General features: G+C 74.3%; 12 protein-coding genes and 1 tRNA gene. 4 read left to right on the forward strand and 9 right to left on the reverse strand.

What is annotated here, in order from left to right; translation table 11 throughout:
* Positions 1 to 145: 145 nt before the first annotated feature.
* From K7640_RS16390 to argS, 7 genes are all read right to left on the reverse strand, one after another.
* Positions 146 to 1,390 carry an MFS transporter gene (locus K7640_RS16390; RefSeq protein WP_222955698.1) on the reverse strand — a complete coding sequence of 415 codons (1,245 nt, stop codon included), beginning with the start codon at positions 1,388 to 1,390 and terminating at the stop codon, positions 146 to 148.
* A 17-nt stretch (positions 1,391 to 1,407) separates the two neighbouring features.
* The gene (locus K7640_RS16395; protein ID WP_222955699.1) at positions 1,408 to 2,217 is read right to left on the reverse strand and encodes a polysaccharide deacetylase family protein; all 810 of its coding nucleotides are present in this window, start codon (positions 2,215 to 2,217) and stop codon (positions 1,408 to 1,410) included.
* Positions 2,218 to 3,136: 919 nt separating this feature from the next.
* Positions 3,137 to 6,577, reverse strand: coding sequence for an efflux RND transporter permease subunit (locus tag K7640_RS16400; protein WP_222955700.1), 3,441 nt, complete (start codon positions 6,575 to 6,577; stop codon positions 3,137 to 3,139).
* A 182-nt stretch (positions 6,578 to 6,759) separates the two neighbouring features.
* Entirely contained in the window at positions 6,760 to 7,809 is a 1,050-nt protein-coding gene (gene thrC, locus K7640_RS16405; protein ID WP_222955701.1) for a threonine synthase, read from the reverse strand.
* A 96-nt stretch (positions 7,810 to 7,905) separates the two neighbouring features.
* Positions 7,906 to 9,219 carry a homoserine dehydrogenase gene (locus K7640_RS16410; protein ID WP_222955799.1) on the reverse strand — a complete coding sequence of 438 codons (1,314 nt, stop codon included), beginning with the start codon at positions 9,217 to 9,219 and terminating at the stop codon, positions 7,906 to 7,908.
* An 8-nt stretch (positions 9,220 to 9,227) separates the two neighbouring features.
* Positions 9,228 to 10,613, reverse strand: a complete 1,386-nt coding sequence (gene lysA, locus K7640_RS16415; protein ID WP_222955702.1) for a diaminopimelate decarboxylase — start codon at positions 10,611 to 10,613, stop codon at positions 9,228 to 9,230.
* A 4-nt stretch (positions 10,614 to 10,617) separates the two neighbouring features.
* Positions 10,618 to 12,285 carry an arginine--tRNA ligase gene (gene argS, locus K7640_RS16420; RefSeq protein WP_222955703.1) on the reverse strand — a complete coding sequence of 556 codons (1,668 nt, stop codon included), beginning with the start codon at positions 12,283 to 12,285 and terminating at the stop codon, positions 10,618 to 10,620.
* A 97-nt stretch (positions 12,286 to 12,382) separates the two neighbouring features.
* On the opposite strand from argS, the gene K7640_RS16425 reads away from it, so the two are divergent.
* The 4 genes from K7640_RS16425 (at position 12,383) to K7640_RS16440 (ending at position 15,115) form a co-directional block, all read left to right on the forward strand.
* Positions 12,383 to 13,204 carry a DUF3105 domain-containing protein gene (locus K7640_RS16425; RefSeq protein ID WP_222955704.1) on the forward strand — a complete coding sequence of 274 codons (822 nt, stop codon included), beginning with the start codon at positions 12,383 to 12,385 and terminating at the stop codon, positions 13,202 to 13,204.
* A gap of 7 nt (positions 13,205 to 13,211) precedes the next feature.
* Positions 13,212 to 13,880 (forward strand): DUF305 domain-containing protein, encoded by a 669-nt coding sequence (locus K7640_RS16430; protein WP_222955705.1) that lies wholly within the window; start codon positions 13,212 to 13,214, stop codon positions 13,878 to 13,880.
* A 359-nt stretch (positions 13,881 to 14,239) separates the two neighbouring features.
* On the forward strand, positions 14,240 to 14,935 hold the full coding sequence (locus K7640_RS16435; RefSeq protein WP_222955706.1) for a winged helix-turn-helix domain-containing protein: 696 nt from the start codon (positions 14,240 to 14,242) through the stop codon (positions 14,933 to 14,935).
* Positions 14,936 to 15,040: 105 nt separating this feature from the next.
* Positions 15,041 to 15,115, forward strand: a tRNA-Arg gene (locus K7640_RS16440).
* 56 nt (positions 15,116 to 15,171) lie between these two features.
* Here K7640_RS16440 and K7640_RS16445 read toward each other — a convergent pair.
* Both K7640_RS16445 and K7640_RS16450 read right to left on the reverse strand, forming a co-directional pair.
* Positions 15,172 to 16,128 carry a DNA polymerase domain-containing protein gene (locus K7640_RS16445; protein ID WP_222955707.1) on the reverse strand — a complete coding sequence of 319 codons (957 nt, stop codon included), beginning with the start codon at positions 16,126 to 16,128 and terminating at the stop codon, positions 15,172 to 15,174.
* Positions 16,129 to 16,178: 50 nt separating this feature from the next.
* Positions 16,179 to 16,949, reverse strand: coding sequence for an isocitrate lyase/phosphoenolpyruvate mutase family protein (locus K7640_RS16450; protein ID WP_222955708.1), 771 nt, complete (start codon positions 16,947 to 16,949; stop codon positions 16,179 to 16,181).
* Positions 16,950 to 16,992: the final 43 nt, after the last annotated feature.

Here is a 16,992-nt window from a genome sequence, read left to right on the forward strand (position 1 = left end):
GTCGGCGGCACCCGGCCCACGCACGGCCCGCCGGTCCGCGGCACCCGGCCCACGCACGGCCCGCCGGTCCGCGGCACCCGGCCCATGCCCGGCCCGCCGGTCCGCGGCACCCGGCCCATGCCCGGCCCGCCGGTCGCCGGGCCGGTCAGGGCGCCGCCGACGGCTGAGGCGCCACCGCTGGCTCGGTGAGCGACAGCCGACGGGTGGCCAGCCGCCAGCCCAGCGCGTAGACCAGGGTGACCAGGCCGCACCCGGCCAGCACCACCCGCTCGTCCACCAGGTCCACCACGCCGGCCACCACCAGCTGGCTGACCGAGATGGCCAGCGTCGCCAGCATCATGTCGGTGGCGAAGATCCGCCCCCGCAGCCGGTCCGGCACCTCGCCCTGCAACGCGAAGTTGGACAGCACCCAGTTGCTGCCGCCGCCCAGGTGGGCCAGGAAGACCAGCACCAGCACCAGCGGGAACCAGCCGGCCACCGCGGCGCCCAGGTAGGCCAGCCCGTACAGCGACATGGACAGGGCGAGGCCGGGCAGCAGCCAGGAACGGGCGGTGAGCACCCGGCGCATCAGGATCGGCCCGACCAGGGCCCCTGCCCCGCGGAACGCGAACAGCAGGCCGGTGCCCACCGCGCCGACCCCGAACACGCCGGCCAGCAGCGGGAAGACGGTCAGCACCCCGTTGCCCAACCCGACCGCGGACTTCACCGTGACCAGCGCCAGCACCCGCGGGTGGTGGGCGATGTGGCCGAGCGCCTCCCGGATCGCCGGCCAGGTGCGCTGGACGGGCAGGGTCGCGTCCCGGGGCGCCTGCAACGGCCGGCGGATCAGCGCCGCCAGGCCCGCGGCCACGGCCAGGCCGACCGCGGCCACCGCGAAGGAGACGTACGGTCCGGTGACCGCGCTGAGCACCCCACCCAGAGACGCCCCGACCACGGTCATCGTGCCCCACGCCGACCCGGCGATCGCGTTGCCGGCGGCCAGCTCCTGCGGGTCGAGCACGTTGGGCAGGGCGGCCTGGGCGGCAGGCGAGTAGAGCGCCTTGGCGACCGCCACCACGGCGATCGCCGCCAGGGCCAGCCAGGCGGTGCCAGCGCCGCGTACGCCGAGCAGCAGTAGCACGCCGGCCAGGGCGGCCGCGTTCGAGGCCATCATGATCTTCTTGCGGTCGAACCGGTCGGCGATCGTGCCGGTCCAGGGCAGCAGCAGCGCCAGCACGCCGGTGTCCACCGCGAGCACCAGGGCGCCCCAGATCCCGCTTCCGGTCAGCTTCGGCAGCAGCACCAGCAACGGCACCATCACGAACCAGTCGGCCCCGAAGACCACCAGCTCGGCCAGGAAGAGATTGCGGAAATCACGGTTGCGGACCAGGACCGAGACGGTGGGTGACACCCGGGCACCTTAACGGCTCAGACCTCGGCGCCGGCATGCAGGAGTTGGGAAACCGTCACGAAGCGGTAGCCGCGTCCGCGCAGGCCGGCGATCATGTCGGGCAGGCCGTCCAGCGCCACGAGCCGGCGGCGCGTACCCACGTCGTGGGCCAGCAGGATGGTGCCCGGACGTACGTCCCCGACGATCCGCCGGGCGTGCCCGGCCGGGTCGTCGGGGAACTCGCTCTCCACCATCTGGAGGGTCCAGAGCACCAGCCGGTAGTCCAGCCGGGCCGCGGCGTGCAAAACCGCCCCGCCCAGGTGGCCGTACGGCGGCCGGACCAGCCGGGGCGCCACCCCGGCCGCCGCGGTGATGGCGTCGTGGCTGCGACTCAGGTCATCGTGGACGGCGGCGGCGTCCATCCGGGCCAGGTCCCGGTGCGCCCAGCTGTGGTTGCCCACCTCGTGCCGGCCCAGCCGGCCGTGCACCACGCCCGCGTACCGCCGGGCCCGCTCGCCGACCAGGAAGAAGGTCGCCGGCACGGCGTACCGGTCCAGGGTGTCCAGCACCCGGGTGGTCCACTGTGGGCGCGGGCCGTCGTCGAAGGTGAGCGCGACGAGCGGGTCGGCCGTACGCACCCCCCAGACCACCGCGACCGCCCCGGCGCCGACCTGCTGGAACCGGTTGCCCAGGGTGGCGCTCGCCGGCCCACCGGCCAACGGGAGCCGGCGGTCGGCGATCCAGGTGCTCTCCGACATCGCGACCGCCCCCACGGCCGCCCCACCGGCCAGCAGGGCGGAGCGCCGCAGCACGGTCCGCCGGCCGAGCCGCCCCCCGTCGTCCGCCATCCCCCGCTCCCGCCGTCGCGCCGCGCGCCGGACCAGCCCGCCGGCCGGTCGGTGCGGTGGCCGGCCTCGACCGAGGGCACCGGGCGGGCGGACCCAATGCCCCTCAGTATGCGACCGATCACTCCGCGCAATCCATCGGATACCCGATACCGCCGACAGATGGGACGGCGCCAGCACTTTCGGGGAAGTTGCTGCCTCCGCCTGCAAGGAGGCGACAACTTCCCCGAAGTTGTCGACGTCCGGGCCGACGAGGGGAGGCGTTGTCCAGGGTGAGGCGGTCGCCAGCGGCCAACCGCACCAACTCCAGCAGGTCACCGAGCCGGCGGGCGCGCCGGACGCCGGCCCGCCGTACCTCATGTACGCCCTACCAACTTGACCTCACAAACGAATCACCGACCCCGATCCTTGCCGGAAACGGGGGATACCGAGTCACCGAATGATTCGTTCACGACATCAAGTTGGTAGGGCGCAGAGACCCCCCGCGGCCCAGGCGATGGCACGCCCCGCCCGCCCCGCCCGCTGCGCCCGCTGCGCCCGCTGCGCCCGCTGCGCCCAAACCCGTCCCGACAGCCGAAGCGGAGCGGCTCGGGGCGCTTCGCGGCAGGGCGAGCAGCGCCTCGCGGCAGGGCGAGCAGCACCCCAGGGCAGGGCTGGCGACACCCGGGGCAGGGCGAACAGCATCCCGGGGCAGGGCGGGCGAAACCGCGGGGCAGGGCGGGCGGCACCCCGGGCGGGGCGGGCGGCACCCCAGGCGGGGCGGGCGGCACCCCAGGCGGGGCGGGCGGCACCCCGGGCGGGGCGCCTCGGGGGCTCCCGCGACGGACGGACCGCCGCCTCACCCGGCCCTCGCGACGGGCACCCTGGACGACGCCACGTCCGGGGTGCCCGTCGCCCGCCCGTTCGGCGGCCGAAATCGGTGTCAGTCGGTCGGCGGGAGGGGGGAACGGCGGCTCCTCGGCAGGCGGAGCACCTCGAACTGGTCGGTCCCGTCCAGCAACGCCGCGGAGGGGGCGGCGCGCTGCGCCGGCACGGCCGCCGGGACCGGACCGGCCGGCCGCGCCACGCCGGCGCCCTCGTCGCCGTCGCCGTCGCCGTCGCCGTCGCCGGCCGGAGCGTCCCCGCGAGCCAGCGCGGCCCCGCCCGCCGCGCCCACCGGGGCCGCCGCGCCCGCCCGGGCCGCCGCGCCCGCCCGGGCCGCCGCGCCCGCCCGGGCCGCCGCGCCCGCCGGGGCCACTGGCGCCGGCCCGTCGGCCGGACCCACCGGCGCCGGCCCGTCGGCCGGGGTGGCCGGCCGACCGTCACCACGCCCCCAGCGCCGGCGCAGCGACTCCTTGGTGTGCTCGACCATCGCGTACAGGGCCGGCACCAGCACCAGGGTGAGCAGCGTCGAGCTGATCAGGCCGCCGATCACCACGATCGCCAACGGCTTGGAGATGAAGCCGCCCTCACCGGTGAGCCCGAAGGCCATCGGCAGCAGGGCGAACACGGTGGCCACCGCGGTCATCAGGATCGGCCGCAGCCGGCGCCGGCCGCCCTCGACCACCGCCTCCCGCACGCCCATGCCGCGCGCCCGGTACTGGTTCACCAGGTCGAGCAGCACGATCGCGTTGGTGACCACGACGCCCACCAGCATCAGCACGCCGATCAGCGCCGGCACCCCGAGCGGCGTGCCGGTGACCAGCAGCAGCGCGATCGCGCCGGTCGCCGCGAACGGCACCGAGACCAGCAGGATCAGCGCCTGGCTGATGCTGCGGAAGGTCGCCACCATGATCAGGAAGACGATGGCGATCGCCGCCAGTACCGCCAGCCACAGGTCGCCGAACGCGTCCTCCTGCTGGGCGCTGGCTCCGCCGACGGTGAAGGTCGCCCCCGGCACGTCCAGCGCGGCCAACCGCTCCCGCAACTGCTTGGTGATGGCGCCGAGGTCCGAGCCGGTGGCCGTGCCGGTCACCGACACGCTGCGTGTGCCGTCGATCCGGGTCACCTGCTGCGGTCCGTCGACCTCGCCGACGGTGGCGACGGCGCCCAGCTTCACCGGGCCGAGCGGCAGCGCCTTCAGCTCCGCCACCGTCGTCGGCGGGGCGGCGGTCGTCCGCAGCACCAGCTGGCGCGGCACGTCGTCGAAGGTCACCCGGCCCAGCGGAACACCCCGGTACGCCTGCGCGACCAGCTGCCCGACCGTCGCCTCGTCTAGCCCGAACCGCGCGGCGAACGTGGGGTTCACCGCGACCTCCAGCCGCGGCACCCGCTCGGTCAGGCTGGTGGTGACGTCCTCCACGCCCGGCAGGCCGGCCAGTGCCGACCGGGCCGCCTCGCTGGCCCGGGTCAGCGCCTCGGCGTCACCGGCCTGGACCACCACCTCCAGCTCGTTGCCGGACGCCCCGCCCTGCCCCCGGCCGAAGGTCAGCTCGCCGACCTTCGCGCCGAGCGCGTCGAACTCGCGGCGCAGCTCCCGCCGTACGGTCGCGGCGTCCGTCTCCTCGCCCAGGCCGACCGACCAGCGCGCGGTGTCGTTGCCGCCGCCGCCCTCCCATGGGCGGTCGGCGTTGCCGACGGTCACCTGGTACGTCTTCACCCCCTCGGTCCGCGCCAGCACCGCCTCGACCGCCTCGGCCGCCGCACCGGTGCCGGCCAGCCCGGCGCCCGCCGGCATCCGCTGGGTGATGGCCAGCGTGTCCTGGCCGGAGTCGTCGAGGAAGTTGGTCTCCAGTTGGCGGGCGAGGCCGAAGGTGCCCAGCAGCACCACCAGGCCGAGCGCCACGGTGGCCCAGCGGGTCTTCCGGCTGCCGGCCGCGAACCGCACCACCGGCAGGTACGCCCGCTGCAACGGGCTGCGCAGCTCCCGCTCCTCGGCGGCCCGGCGCACCGCCGGGTCCTCCGCGCCGGCCCGGCGCGAGCCGAGGAACCAGTACGCCAGCACCGGCACCACGGTCAGCGAGACCAGCAGCGAGGCGAGCAGGGCGACCGTGACGGTGATCGCGAACGGCGCGAAGAGCTCCCCCACGAGGCCGCCGACCAGCGCGATCGGGGCGAAGACGGCGACCGTGGTCAGCGTCGACGCGGTCACCGCGCCGGCCACCTCGCGGACCGCGCCGAGGATCGCGTCCCGCTTCGGCTCGCCGTACCCGAGGTGTCGTTTGATGTTCTCCAGCACCACGATGGAGTCGTCGACCACCCGGCCCACGGCGATGGTCAGCGCGCCCAGGGTGAGCAGGTTCAGCGAGTAGTCGGCGACCCAGAGCGCGATCAACGCGACCAGCACCGACAGCGGGATGGAGACCGCGGTGACCAGGGTGGAGCGGACCGACAGCAGGAAGACCAGGATCACCACGACCGCCATCACCAGGCCGAGCAGCCCCTCGGTGGTCAGGCTCTCGATGGACCGCTCGACGTACGGGGCCTGGTCGAGGACGACCGTCAGGTCGGCGCCGGCGGCGCCGCTCAGCGCGGCCAGCCGGTCCCGCACCTCGTGCGAGATCCGCACCGCGTTGCCGTCCGGGGCCGCGGTGACGGCCAGGCCGAGGCTCGGCCGGCCGTTGGTACGGGTGATCGCGGTGGCCGGCGCCAGCTCCTCGGTCACCGACGCCACCGCGCCCAGCGTCACCGGCCGCCCCTTCGGGGCCGCCAGCACGATCTCGCGCAGCTGCTCGATGCTGCCGATCGGGCCGCCCACCTGCACCGGCAGCGAACGCGAGCCGTCGGTCACGGTGCCGGCCGGCACGGCCACCCCGTTGCCCTTGAGCGCCTCGCCGATGGCGGTCGGCGCGAGCCGGTACGCGGCCAGCTTCCGCGCGTCGGGGGCGATCACCACGATCGGGTCGCGGGCGCCGGTCAGCGCCACCGAGCGGACCCCCTCGATCCCCTCCAGCTCCGGCACCACCGAGTCGCGCAGCCGCCCGGCGAGCGCCTGCTCGTCGCCGTCGGCGGCCGAGGCGGCCAGCACCACCGCGGGCAGGTCGTCCGTCGACCCGACCAGCACCTGCGGCTGCACCCCGTCGGGCAGTTGGCCGTCGATCCGGTCCAGCGCGGCCTGCATCTTGTTGACCATGACGTCCGCGTCGGTGCCGAACGCGTACTGGACGAGGACGGTGGCCGAGCCCTCCCGGGAGGTGGAGGTGACCTTCTCCAGCCCGGGGATGCCCCGCAGGCTGTTCTCGATCGGCTCCGTTACCTGGGCCTCGACGATCTCCGGCGCGGCGCCGGGTTGGGCCGCCACGATGAACGCGGCCGGCAGCTCCAGCGACGGCAGGAGCTGCTGCTTCAACGACGGCACGGCGAACGCGCCGAACGCCGCGGTGACCACCGCGATGAGGGCCACCAGCCCCCGGTTGGCGAGGCTGAATCTGGCGAGCAGCGACATCGGTCTGGCTCACTCCTGAGGGGGAAGGGAAGGCTCGGGAGGAAAGTGTGCCGGAAGGGGACTTCGACCCCCAGCCCGCCCCCTACCGGACGAACCGGTGACCCCACCGCCGGGGGCAAGACGCGAGGACGCCCGGAGGCGATCCGGGCCGCAGGTCCGGGCCGTTACGGTCGCCCGGCGGCTCAGACCAGGTCGAGCGAGCGGGCCGCGGCCAGCGGGTCGTTGGCGATGGTCAGCGGCGCGGGGGCGGTGGAGATGGCCCACTCCGGATCCTTGAGACCGTGCCCGGTGACCGTGCAGACCACCGTGGACCCGGCCGGCACCCGACCGGCCGCCCCCTGCTGGAGCAGGCCGGCGACGCTGGCCGCGCTGCCCAGCTCGACGAAGACGCCCACCTCGCGGGCGAGCAGCCGGTACGCGGACAGGATCTCCCGGTCGGTGACCGCGGCGATCAGCCCGCCCGAGGCGTCCCGGGCGTCGATCGCCTTGGTCCAGCTGGCCGGGTTGCCGATCCGGATCGCGGTCGCGATGGTGGACGGCTCGGCCACCATCTTGCCGCTGACCAGCGGGGCGGCCCCGGCGGCCTGGAAGCCGTACATCTTCGGGGCCCGGGTCGCGTTGCCCTGGTGCAGGTCCTCGGAATAGCCCAGCCAGTAGGCGGAGATGTTGCCGGCGTTGCCGACCGGCAGGCAGTGGATGTCCGGCGCGTCGCCGAGCGCCTCGACGATCTCGAAGGCCGCGGTCTTCTGGCCGTGCAGCCGGTCGATGTTGACCGAGTTGACCAGGGCCACCGGGTAGTCCTGGGCGAGCTTGCCGGCCAGCGCCAGGCAGTCGTCGAAGTTGCCGCTGACCTGGAGCAGCCGGGCGCCGTGCACGAGCGCCTGGGCCAGCTTGCCCAGCGCGATCTTGCCCTGCGGCACCAGCACCGCGCAGGTGATCCCGGCGCGGGCCGCGTACGCCGCGGCGGAGGCGCTGGTGTTGCCGGTGGACGCGCAGATGATCGCCTTGTCGCCGGCCTCGACCGCCTTGGACACGGCGAGGGTCATCCCCCGGTCCTTGAAGGAGCCGGTGGGGTTGGCGCCCTCGACCTTGAGGTAGACGTCGCAGTTCAGCCGGGCGGAGAGCGCCGGCGCCGGCAGCAGCGGCGTGTTCCCCTCGTGCAGGGTGACGACGGGCGTCGCGTCGGTGACCGGCAGCCGCTCCCGGTACGCGTCGATCAGACCTCGCCACATGTCGTCGCTCCTATCGTCGGCCCGGTCAGGGTGGCGCACGCCGCGGCGCGGCCCGGCCGCACACCCATGGTCATCCACTTGGCGGGACGGGTCGGTTCAGGCGCCGCCCTCGACCCGCAGCACGCTGGCCACCGAGCGGACGATCTCCAGCCCACGCAGCGCGCGTACGGTCGCGGCCAGCGCGGCGTCCGGGGCGACATGGGTGACGATCACCAGCTCCGCGTCGGAGCCGCGGCCGGCCGGCCCGCCGCCCGCCGGGCCCTGCCGCACGGTGGCGATGGAGACCTCGTGCCGGGCGAAGACCCCGGCGACCGCCTCCAGCACACCCGGCCGGTCGGCCACGTCGAGGCTGATGTGGTAGCGGGTCAGCGCCTCGCCCATCGGCCGCACCGACAGGTCGGCGTACGCGGACTCGCTGGACGCCCGGGCCCCGGCGAGCCGGTTACGGGCCACCGCCACCACGTCGCCGAGGACCGCGCTGGCGGTCGGCGCGCCGCCGGCGCCCCGACCGTAGAACATCAGCTGCCCGGCCGCCTCGGCCTCGACGAAGACCGCGTTGAACGCGTCGCCCACGCTGGCCAGCGGGTGGCTCAACGGGATCATCGCCGGGTGCACCCGGACGCTCACCGTCTCCCGCCCGGTGGCGTCGGCGCCCCGGGCCGCGATGCAGAGCAGCTTGATCGTGCAGCCCATCGCCTTGGCGCTGGCCACGTCGGCCGCGGTCACCTCGGTGATGCCCTCGCGGTGCACGTCGGCGGCGGTGACCCGGGTGTGGAAGGCGAGCGAGGCGAGGATGGCCGCCTTCGCGGCGGCGTCGAAGCCCTCCACGTCGGCGGTCGGGTCGGCCTCCGCGTAGCCCAGCTCGGTGGCCTCCTCCAGGGCCTCGGCGAAGCCGGCGCCGGTGGCGTCCATCGCGGAGAGGATGAAGTTGGTGGTGCCGTTGACGATGCCGGTGACCCGGTTGATCCGGTCCCCGTGCAGCGACTCGCGCAGCGGGCGCAGCAGCGGGATCGCGCCGGCCACGCTGGCCTCGTAGTAGAGGTCGGCGCCGCCCTCGGCGGCGGCGTCGTGCAGGGTCGCGCCGTCCTCGGCGAGCAGCGCCTTGTTGGCGGTGACCACGCTCTTGCCGGCGCGCAGCGCCTCGACCAGCCAGCTCCGGGCCGGTTCGATGCCGCCGACCACCTCGACCACCACGTCGACGTCGTCGCGCTTGACCAGCCCGAGCGGGTCGGTGGTGAACAGCGCCGGGTCGACCGGCAGGCCGCCCCGGTCCCGGCCGACCCGGCGTACGGCGATGCCGGCGATCTCCAGCGGAGCCCCGATCCGGGCGGCGAGGTCGGCCGACTGCTCGTGCAGCAGCCGGACCACCTCACTGCCGACGGTTCCGCAGCCGAGCAGCGCCAAGCGCACAGGTGACGTCATCCCACATCCAAAGCCAGCAGGTCTTCTTCGGTCTCCCGGCGAACGATCAGCCGGGCCCGACCGTCACGGACGGCGACCACCGGGGGACGCGGGACATGGTTGTAGTTGCTGGCCATGCTCCGGCAGTACGCCCCGGTGCCGGGCACCGCGACAAGATCTCCGGGCTGCACGTCGGCGGGCAGGAATTCATCCTTCACCACGATGTCCCCGGACTCACAGTGCTTTCCCACCACGCGGGCGAGCAGCGGCTCCGCCGTCGAGGCCCGGTTGGCCACCGTCGCCGAGTACGACGCGTCGTAGAGCGCGGTGCGGATGTTGTCGCTCATCCCGCCGTCGACGCTGACGTACGTCCGCAGCCCGTCGACGTCCTTGACCGTGCCCACCTCGTAGAGGGTGAAGACCGCCGGGCCGACGATGGCCCGCCCCGGCTCGATGGACAGCCGCGGCACGGCCAGCCGCTCCGCCGCGCACTCCCCGTCGACGATCTTGCGCATCCGCTTGGCCAGCTCGTGCGGGGCGGCCGGGTCGTCCTGGGTGGTGTAGGCGATGCCGAACCCGCCGCCCAGGTCCAGCTCGGGCAGCTCCACCCCGCGCGCGTCGCGGATCTGCGCCTGGAGGGCGAGCACCCGGCGGGCGGAGACCTCGAAGCCGCTGGCGTCGAAGATCTGGGAGCCGATGTGCGAGTGCAGCCCGCGCAGGTCGAGCACGTCGTCGTCGAGCACCCGCAGGGCCGCCGCCAGGGCCGCCCCGCCGGCCAGCGAGAAGCCGAACTTCTGGTCCTCGTGGGCGGTGGCGATGAACTCGTGGGTGTGCGCCTCCACGCCGACGGTCACCCGGATCAGCACGCCGGGGCGTACCCCCCGCTCGCGGGCGAGCGCGGTGAGCCGGTCGATCTCGGCGAACGAGTCGAGGATGATCCGGCCCACCCCGGCGTCCAGTGCCCGGGTCAGCTCGGCCACCGACTTGTTGTTGCCGTGGAAGCCGATCCGCTCCGCCGGCATCCCGGCCGACAGCGCGGTGGCCAGCTCACCGCCGGTGCAGACGTCGAGGTGCAGCCCCTCCTCGGCGATCATCCGGACCACCGCCCGGCAGAGGAACGCCTTGCCGGCGTAGTAGACGTCCGCGTCGGCGAAGGCGGCCAGGAACTCCCGGGCCCGGCCGCGCAGGTCGTCCTCGTCCAGGACGTACGCCGGGGTGCCGTACTCGGCGGCCAGGTCGCGGACGTCGAGCCCGGCGACGGTCAGCGCCCCGCCGTCGGCGCGCCGGACGTTACCCGGCCAGAGCGCCGGCACCAGGGCGTTGACGTCGATCGGGGCACGCAGCCAGGCGGGACCCCGGCTGCCGATGTCGCCGTGCAGGGCACCGGCCTCGTGCGCGCGCATCTCGTCACATCCGCTCGGGGGCGGAGACGCCGAGCAGGCGCAGGCCGTTGGCGATGACCACCCGGGTGGCGTCGTTGAGCCAGAGCCGGGCCCGGTGCAGGTCGGTGATCTCCTCGTCGCCCTGCGGCAGGACCCGGCAGTTGTCGTAGAAGCGGTGGTAGGACGCGGCCACGCTCTCCTCCAGGTAGCGCGCCACCCGGTGCGGCTCGCGCAGCTCGGCGGCGGTGGCCACCACGGCGGGGAACTCGGCCAGCGCCTTGAGCAGCTCGTTCTCCTTGTCGTGGGAGAGCAGCTCGGGCTGGAAGTCGTCGGCCGCGCCCCGGGTCAGCCCCACCTCGGCGGCGTTACGGGCGACGCCGGCGGTCCGGGCGGCGACGTACTGCACGTAGTAGACCGGGTTGTCCCGGGTGGCCCGGGTCCACAGCTCCACGTCGATGTCGATCGGCGAGTCGCTGGAGTAGCGGGCCAGCGCGTAGCGGGAGGCGTCCACGCCGATCGCGTCGACCAGGTCCTCCAGCGTGACCACGGTGCCGGCCCGCTTGCTCATCCGCACCGGCGCGCCGTCGCGGACCAGGTTGACCAGCTGGCCGATGAGGATCTCCAGGTTGCGGGCCGGGTCGTCGCCGAAGCAGGCGGCCATCGCCTTCATCCGGCCGATGTAGCCGTGGTGGTCGGCGCCCAGCATGATCACGACCCGCTCGAAGCCGCGCTCCCGCTTGTCCAGGTAGTAGGCGCAGTCGGCGGCGAAGTATGTCCACTCGCCGTTGGACTTGCGCAGCACCCGGTCCTTGTCGTCACCGAAATCGGTGGTACGCAGCCAGGTGGCGCCGTCGGTCTCGAAGACGTGGCCCTGCTCCCGCAGCCGGTTGAGCGCCAGCTCCAGCTCGCCCCGGTCGTGCAGGTCCTTCTCGTTGAAGTAGGTGTCGAACTCCACCCCGAAGGCGGCCAGCGAGGACTTGATCTCGGCGAACATCAGCGCCACGCCCTCGACCCGGAAGGTCTCCTGGGCGGCCGCGTCGTCCAGCTCCAGCACGTCCGGGCGGATCTTGCGGACCGCCTCGGCGATCTCCGCGATGTAGGCCCCGCCGTACCCGTCCTCGGGGGCCGGCTCGCCCTTCGCGGCGGCCAGCAGCGACCGGGCGAACCGGTCGATCTGGGAGCCGGCGTCGTTGAAGTAGTATTCCGTGCCGACGTCCGCGCCGGTGGCCCGGAGCAGCCGGCTCAGCGCGTCACCGACGGCCGCCCAGCGGACCCCGCCGATGTGCACCGGGCCGGTCGGGTTGGCCGAGACGAACTCCAGGTTGATCTTCTCGCCGGTGAGCCGGTCGCTGCGGCCGTACCCGTCACCGGCCTCGACGATCACCCGGGCGAGCTGGCCGGCGGCGGCCGCGTCCAGCCGGATGTTGAGGAAGCCCGGGCCGGCGATCTCCACCGACTTGATCCCCGGCGCCCGCCCGAGCTGCTCGGCCAGCGCGGTGGCCAGCTCCCGGGGCGGCACGCCGACCTTCTTGCTCAGCTGCAGCGCCAGCGTCGAGGCGTAGTCGCCGTGCTCCGGGTTGCGGGGACGCTCGACCGTGGTCCCCTCCGGCAGCACGGAACGGTCCAGCCCGCGCTCCGTGAACACGGCGTGGGCAGCGGAGAGGACGACGACGGCGAGTTCTGCGGGAGTCACCGACCCATGGTATCGGGGGTAGACTCGGGCACTCGGCGGCGACCCTGCGCGTCACACCGGCCGCCGTCCCCCTGACCGACCGACCTGACGAGGCACGATGAGCATCAGCACCCCGGGCGGCCCCGAGCGCCGTCCGACCGTGGTCAGCACCGGTAAGAAGCCGGCGGGTGGCCGGCCAGCCGCTGCGGACAAGACGGCCGGCGGCAAGGCCGGGGCCGGCAAGGGCGCACCCCGGCAGTCCTCGGGCGGCAAGGGCCGTAAGCCGATCACGCCGGTCAAGGTCAGCCAGGGCCGTTCCTGGGGGCCGATCGCGCTCTTCGCCGCCGTCGGCGTGCTGACCGTCGCGATCATCGGTTTCGCCGCGTTCTCGGCGTTCCAGGGCTCCAAGCCGTGGGAGAAGCGCGCGGCCGACATCAACGGCGTGACCGACTACCGGGAGAAGGACCCGGAGCTGGTCAAGGGCAGCCAGCACCAGCAGGGCACGGTCAAGTACACGGTCACCCCGCCGGTCGCCGGCCCGCACAACCCGGCCTGGCAGAACTGCATGGGCGACGTCTACGACGCCCCGATCGCCAACGAGCACGCGGTGCACAGCCTGGAGCACGGCGCGGTCTGGGTCACCTACCGCCCCGACCTGCCGGCCGACCAGGTGGCCACGCTCAAGGCCAAGGTCGAGGGCAAGGAGAAGCTGTTCATGAGCCCGTACGAGGGCCTGGACAAGCCGATCGCGCTCCAGGCCTGGGGCTACCAGCTCAAGGTCGACAACGCCGACGACAAGCGGATCGACGAGTTCATCAAGACGCTGCGGGTGAACGCCTCGATCGAGGGCCCGAACGCGCTGTGCAGCCAGGGCGTGACCGCCACCGGCACCACGCCGCGCGACATGGGCAACCAGATGGGCGACCAGACCCAGGGATGAGGACTTCATGACGGCTCCCACCACGACGGCTGACGCACCGGACGAGACGGCGGTCGCCGACGACGGCGCCCGCCGGTCCGTGCGCCGCTTCGGCACGCTCGCGCTGGCCGCCGCCGTCGTGGTCGGGCTCCTCCTCGGGTACGCCGGCGGCCTGCTGACCCCGCAGCTCACCCGGCCCGGGGACAGCTCGGCCGAGGCGGGCTTCGCCCGGGACATGACCAGTCACCACGCGCAGGCGATCAGCATGGGCCTGATCGCCTTCCAGAGGGGCACCGACCCCGAGGTACGCCAGATGGGCGTCGACATCGCCACCGGCCAGCAGGGCGAGATCGGCACCATGCAGACCTGGCTGCGCTCGTGGGGGCTGGACCCGGCCGGTTCGGATCCGGTGATGGCCTGGATGCCGGACGGCGCCAAGCTGGTGAAGAACGGCCTGATGCCCGGGATGGCCACTCCGCAGGAGATGGCGGCGCTGGAGTCCGCCCAGGGGCGCGAGCTGGACGTCATGTTCCTGCGCATGATGATCCGGCACCACCTGGGCGGGGTGCACATGATCGACGGCATCCTCGACGCCAGCGACGACCCCGAGGTGACCCGGGTCGCCCAGACCATGAAGAACACCCAGCAGACCGACCTGGCCAACCTCCAGGCCGCGCTCACCCGGCTGGGCGGCTGACCGCACGCCCCCGACCCTGCTCGACCCGGCAGGCCCGCGTCCCGCCCCGGCGGACGCGGGCCTGCGCACATCCGGTACGCGTCGCGGGAAGGCCCGACCTGCGGGATGTCGGGCCTTCGGACGGCGGCGATGGGCCGGAGTGCGGCATGGGGCGCTTTCGGGCCGCGCTGGCCGGCCTCTCCGAGCGCCCTGATCGGCCAACTTGCCGCGCATCGGCCCGTCCGCCCCCGGGCACGCCGTGAGCTTTGTCCGGAGATGGGGCTTTCATGCATCTAGTGGCTTACCACCCATTGCGGAGCTTGGAGACTTTTCTCCCCACATATCGTGACCGGTTCTGATTCGGGCTCGTTGCGTAGGACGTGGGGGTTGCACTCAGAGACGCACGGCGGTCGGTGACCAGTTGGTGCCGGCGCCACACCATCGGCGGTGACGGGGCGGTGGCAGCCGTCCGTCGCGGACAGCGGCAGGGCGAGCCGGGAACGCTCAGCCGCGAACAGGAACTGGAACTGATCGACACCCTGCGGGGCACCTACCCCGACGAGTTCGGCCTGGACGAGCAGCTGTGGACGCGGCAGAGCCTCACCACGCTGATCCAGCGCCGGTTCGCCACCGGGATGGACGCCGGCGAGGTCGGGGCGTACCTGCGGGCCTGGGGGTTGGGTCCGCGCGAGCCCCGCGAGCGGGCCTGCGGGCTCTGCGTGGGCGCGGTCGAGCGCTGGGTCCGTGGCGAGTACCCGGCGATCACCCGGGCCGCCCAGGAGCACCTGGCCGAGGTGTACTGGATCGGCCGGGTACGCCTGCGCGGCACCATGCCCGCGGCGGATGTGATCTCGGCGGTGTCGTCCCGGGGCCGGGTCCGCTTCATGATCACCACGCCGTCGGTCGACCCGCCGCTGCCCCGCGACTTCGTGCTGCGGCTCAGCGGCCCCGAGGAGCACACCGTGCACCTCATCGTGGACGGGTCCTGGCCCAAGAACGAGTGGCCCCGGCGGCTGCCCCGCCGCATCGTCCTGCATCCCCTACCCAGCTGCGGTCGCACCCTGATCGCCGCCTGACCTCCGCCGAGCCGAGGACAGACGGCAGCCGAGGACACGGGACGGGCGAGGCGGTACCGATTGGGTGATCCGGGAGGGGGTTTGCTACTCTTCTCGGGTCGCTGAGCCCCCGTAGCTCAGGGGATAGAGCACCGCCCTCCGGAGGCGGGGGCGCAGGTTCGAATCCTGCCGGGGGCACCAGAGAGACGACGAAGCCCGGGCCCGCTGGCCCGGGTTTTTTCGCGAGCAGGAGCCGGTCAGCCGGCCGCGCGGCGGGCGCGGGCCCGCCGTTTCCCCTCGTGCATCGCCTGCACCCGGGCCACCGGAATGGTCCGGCCGTGCGCCACCAGCTCCTCCGGCAGCCGTTGCGGGGCCGGCAGCAGCTCCCCCCACGGGTCCCGGTCGGCCACCAGCGGGGGCACCGTGCGGACCGTGAAGTCACCCGGTGTCACCTCGGCCAGGTCCGCCCAGGGCACCGGGAACGACACCGGCAGGCCGGGCCGCAGCCGCGGGCTGTAGACGGCCACGACCGTCGCCCCGTACGCCCGGGTGGAGTCGACGAAGACCCGGCCGCCCCGGTCCTCCTTGATGAACGCGGTGGTGGCCAGCGTGGGGTCGAGCCGCTCCGCGCGGGCGGCGATCGCCCGGGTCGCCGCCGCCATCTCCTCCGCGGTGCCCCCGTCGACCGGTACGACGATGTGCAGGCCCTTCGCCCCGCTGGTCTTCACCGCCCCGGCCAGCCCGGTGTCGGCCAGCGCCCGCCGCACCAGGTGGGCGACGGCGACCGCCGCGTCGAACGAGTCCCCCTCCGGCGGGTCCAGGTCCAGCACCAGGTGGGTGGGGCGGTGCAGGTCGTCCACGGTGGCCAGGGTGGGGTGGTATTCCACCGCGCGCTGGTTGGCGAACCAGAGCAGCGTCCGCCGGTCGTCGCAGAGGCCGTACGAGATCTCCCGGCGGGACGCCTCCGCCCAGACCGCCGTCCGGCGCACCCAGTCCGGGGTGTACTTCGGCAGGTTCTTCTGCATGAACGGCGGCTGGCCCGGGCGGACCCGGATCACCGACAGCGGGCGGCCCCGCAGCCCGGGCAGGATCCGGTCACGCACCGCGTCCAGGTAGTCCACCAGGTCCCGCTTGCTCGCCTCGGTCACATCGGACAGCGGCTGGTCGAGGCTGGTCAGCGCGACCCCGTCCCGGGTCTCGTCGGCACCGCTCATCCGCCCCCCCTCCCGGCCAGACCGCCACCGGTCAACCCGCCGCGACGGGTTCAGCCGGACGTCGGGGCGAACGGGTCGCGCCCGTCCCGGACGGCGGCGAGCATCCGGTCGGTCGCCGCCTGCGCGGCGGCGTACACGCCGGAGCCGTAGCTGACCCGGGCCACCCCGAGTTTCGCCAGCTCGCCGGGGGCCGGCACACCACGACGGGCCATCACGTTCACCGGCCCGTCGACCGCCGCGACGAAGCGGCCGATCAGCGGCGGGTCGGCCAGGACGATCGGGTAGACGCAGTCCGCGCCGGCCGACCGGTAGCGCCGGGCCCGCCGCACCGCCTCGTCGAACCCCGCGCCGGGGTCGCCGCCGCCGCGCAGGAAGACGTCCACCCGGGCGTTGATCACCAGGTCCGCGCCGGCCGCCGACCGGAGTGCGGCGATCAGGTCCGCCTGCTCGTCGACGTCGACCAGTTCGTGCGTACGCGGGTCGGAGTCCTCGATGTTGCAGCCGACCGCCCCGGCGGCGCGCAGCCGCTCGGCCAGTTCGGCCGGGCCCAGCCCGTACCCCCGCTCGATGTCCGCGGTGACCGGCACCTCGACGGCGGCCGCCACCCGGGCGACCGCGTCGAGCATCGCGGCCACCGGGGTGGCCTCGCCGTCGGCGTGGCCGAGCGACTCGGCGACCGCGCCGCTGCTGGTGGCGACGGCCGGGAAGCCGGCGCGGACGACGGCCCGGGCGGACCCGGCGTCCCAGGCGTTCGGCAGGATCAGCGGCGCACCCGGGCGGTGCAGGGCGCGCAGCGTGGCGGCCCGGTCGGTCGGCGTCATGGCCCGATTGTCGGCCGCCGGGCCACCGCCGGCCCAGGGCCAA

Source organism: Micromonospora sp. PLK6-60, assembly GCF_019890675.1.
In the GTDB taxonomy this organism is placed as follows: Bacteria; Actinomycetota; Actinomycetes; order Mycobacteriales; family Micromonosporaceae; genus Micromonospora.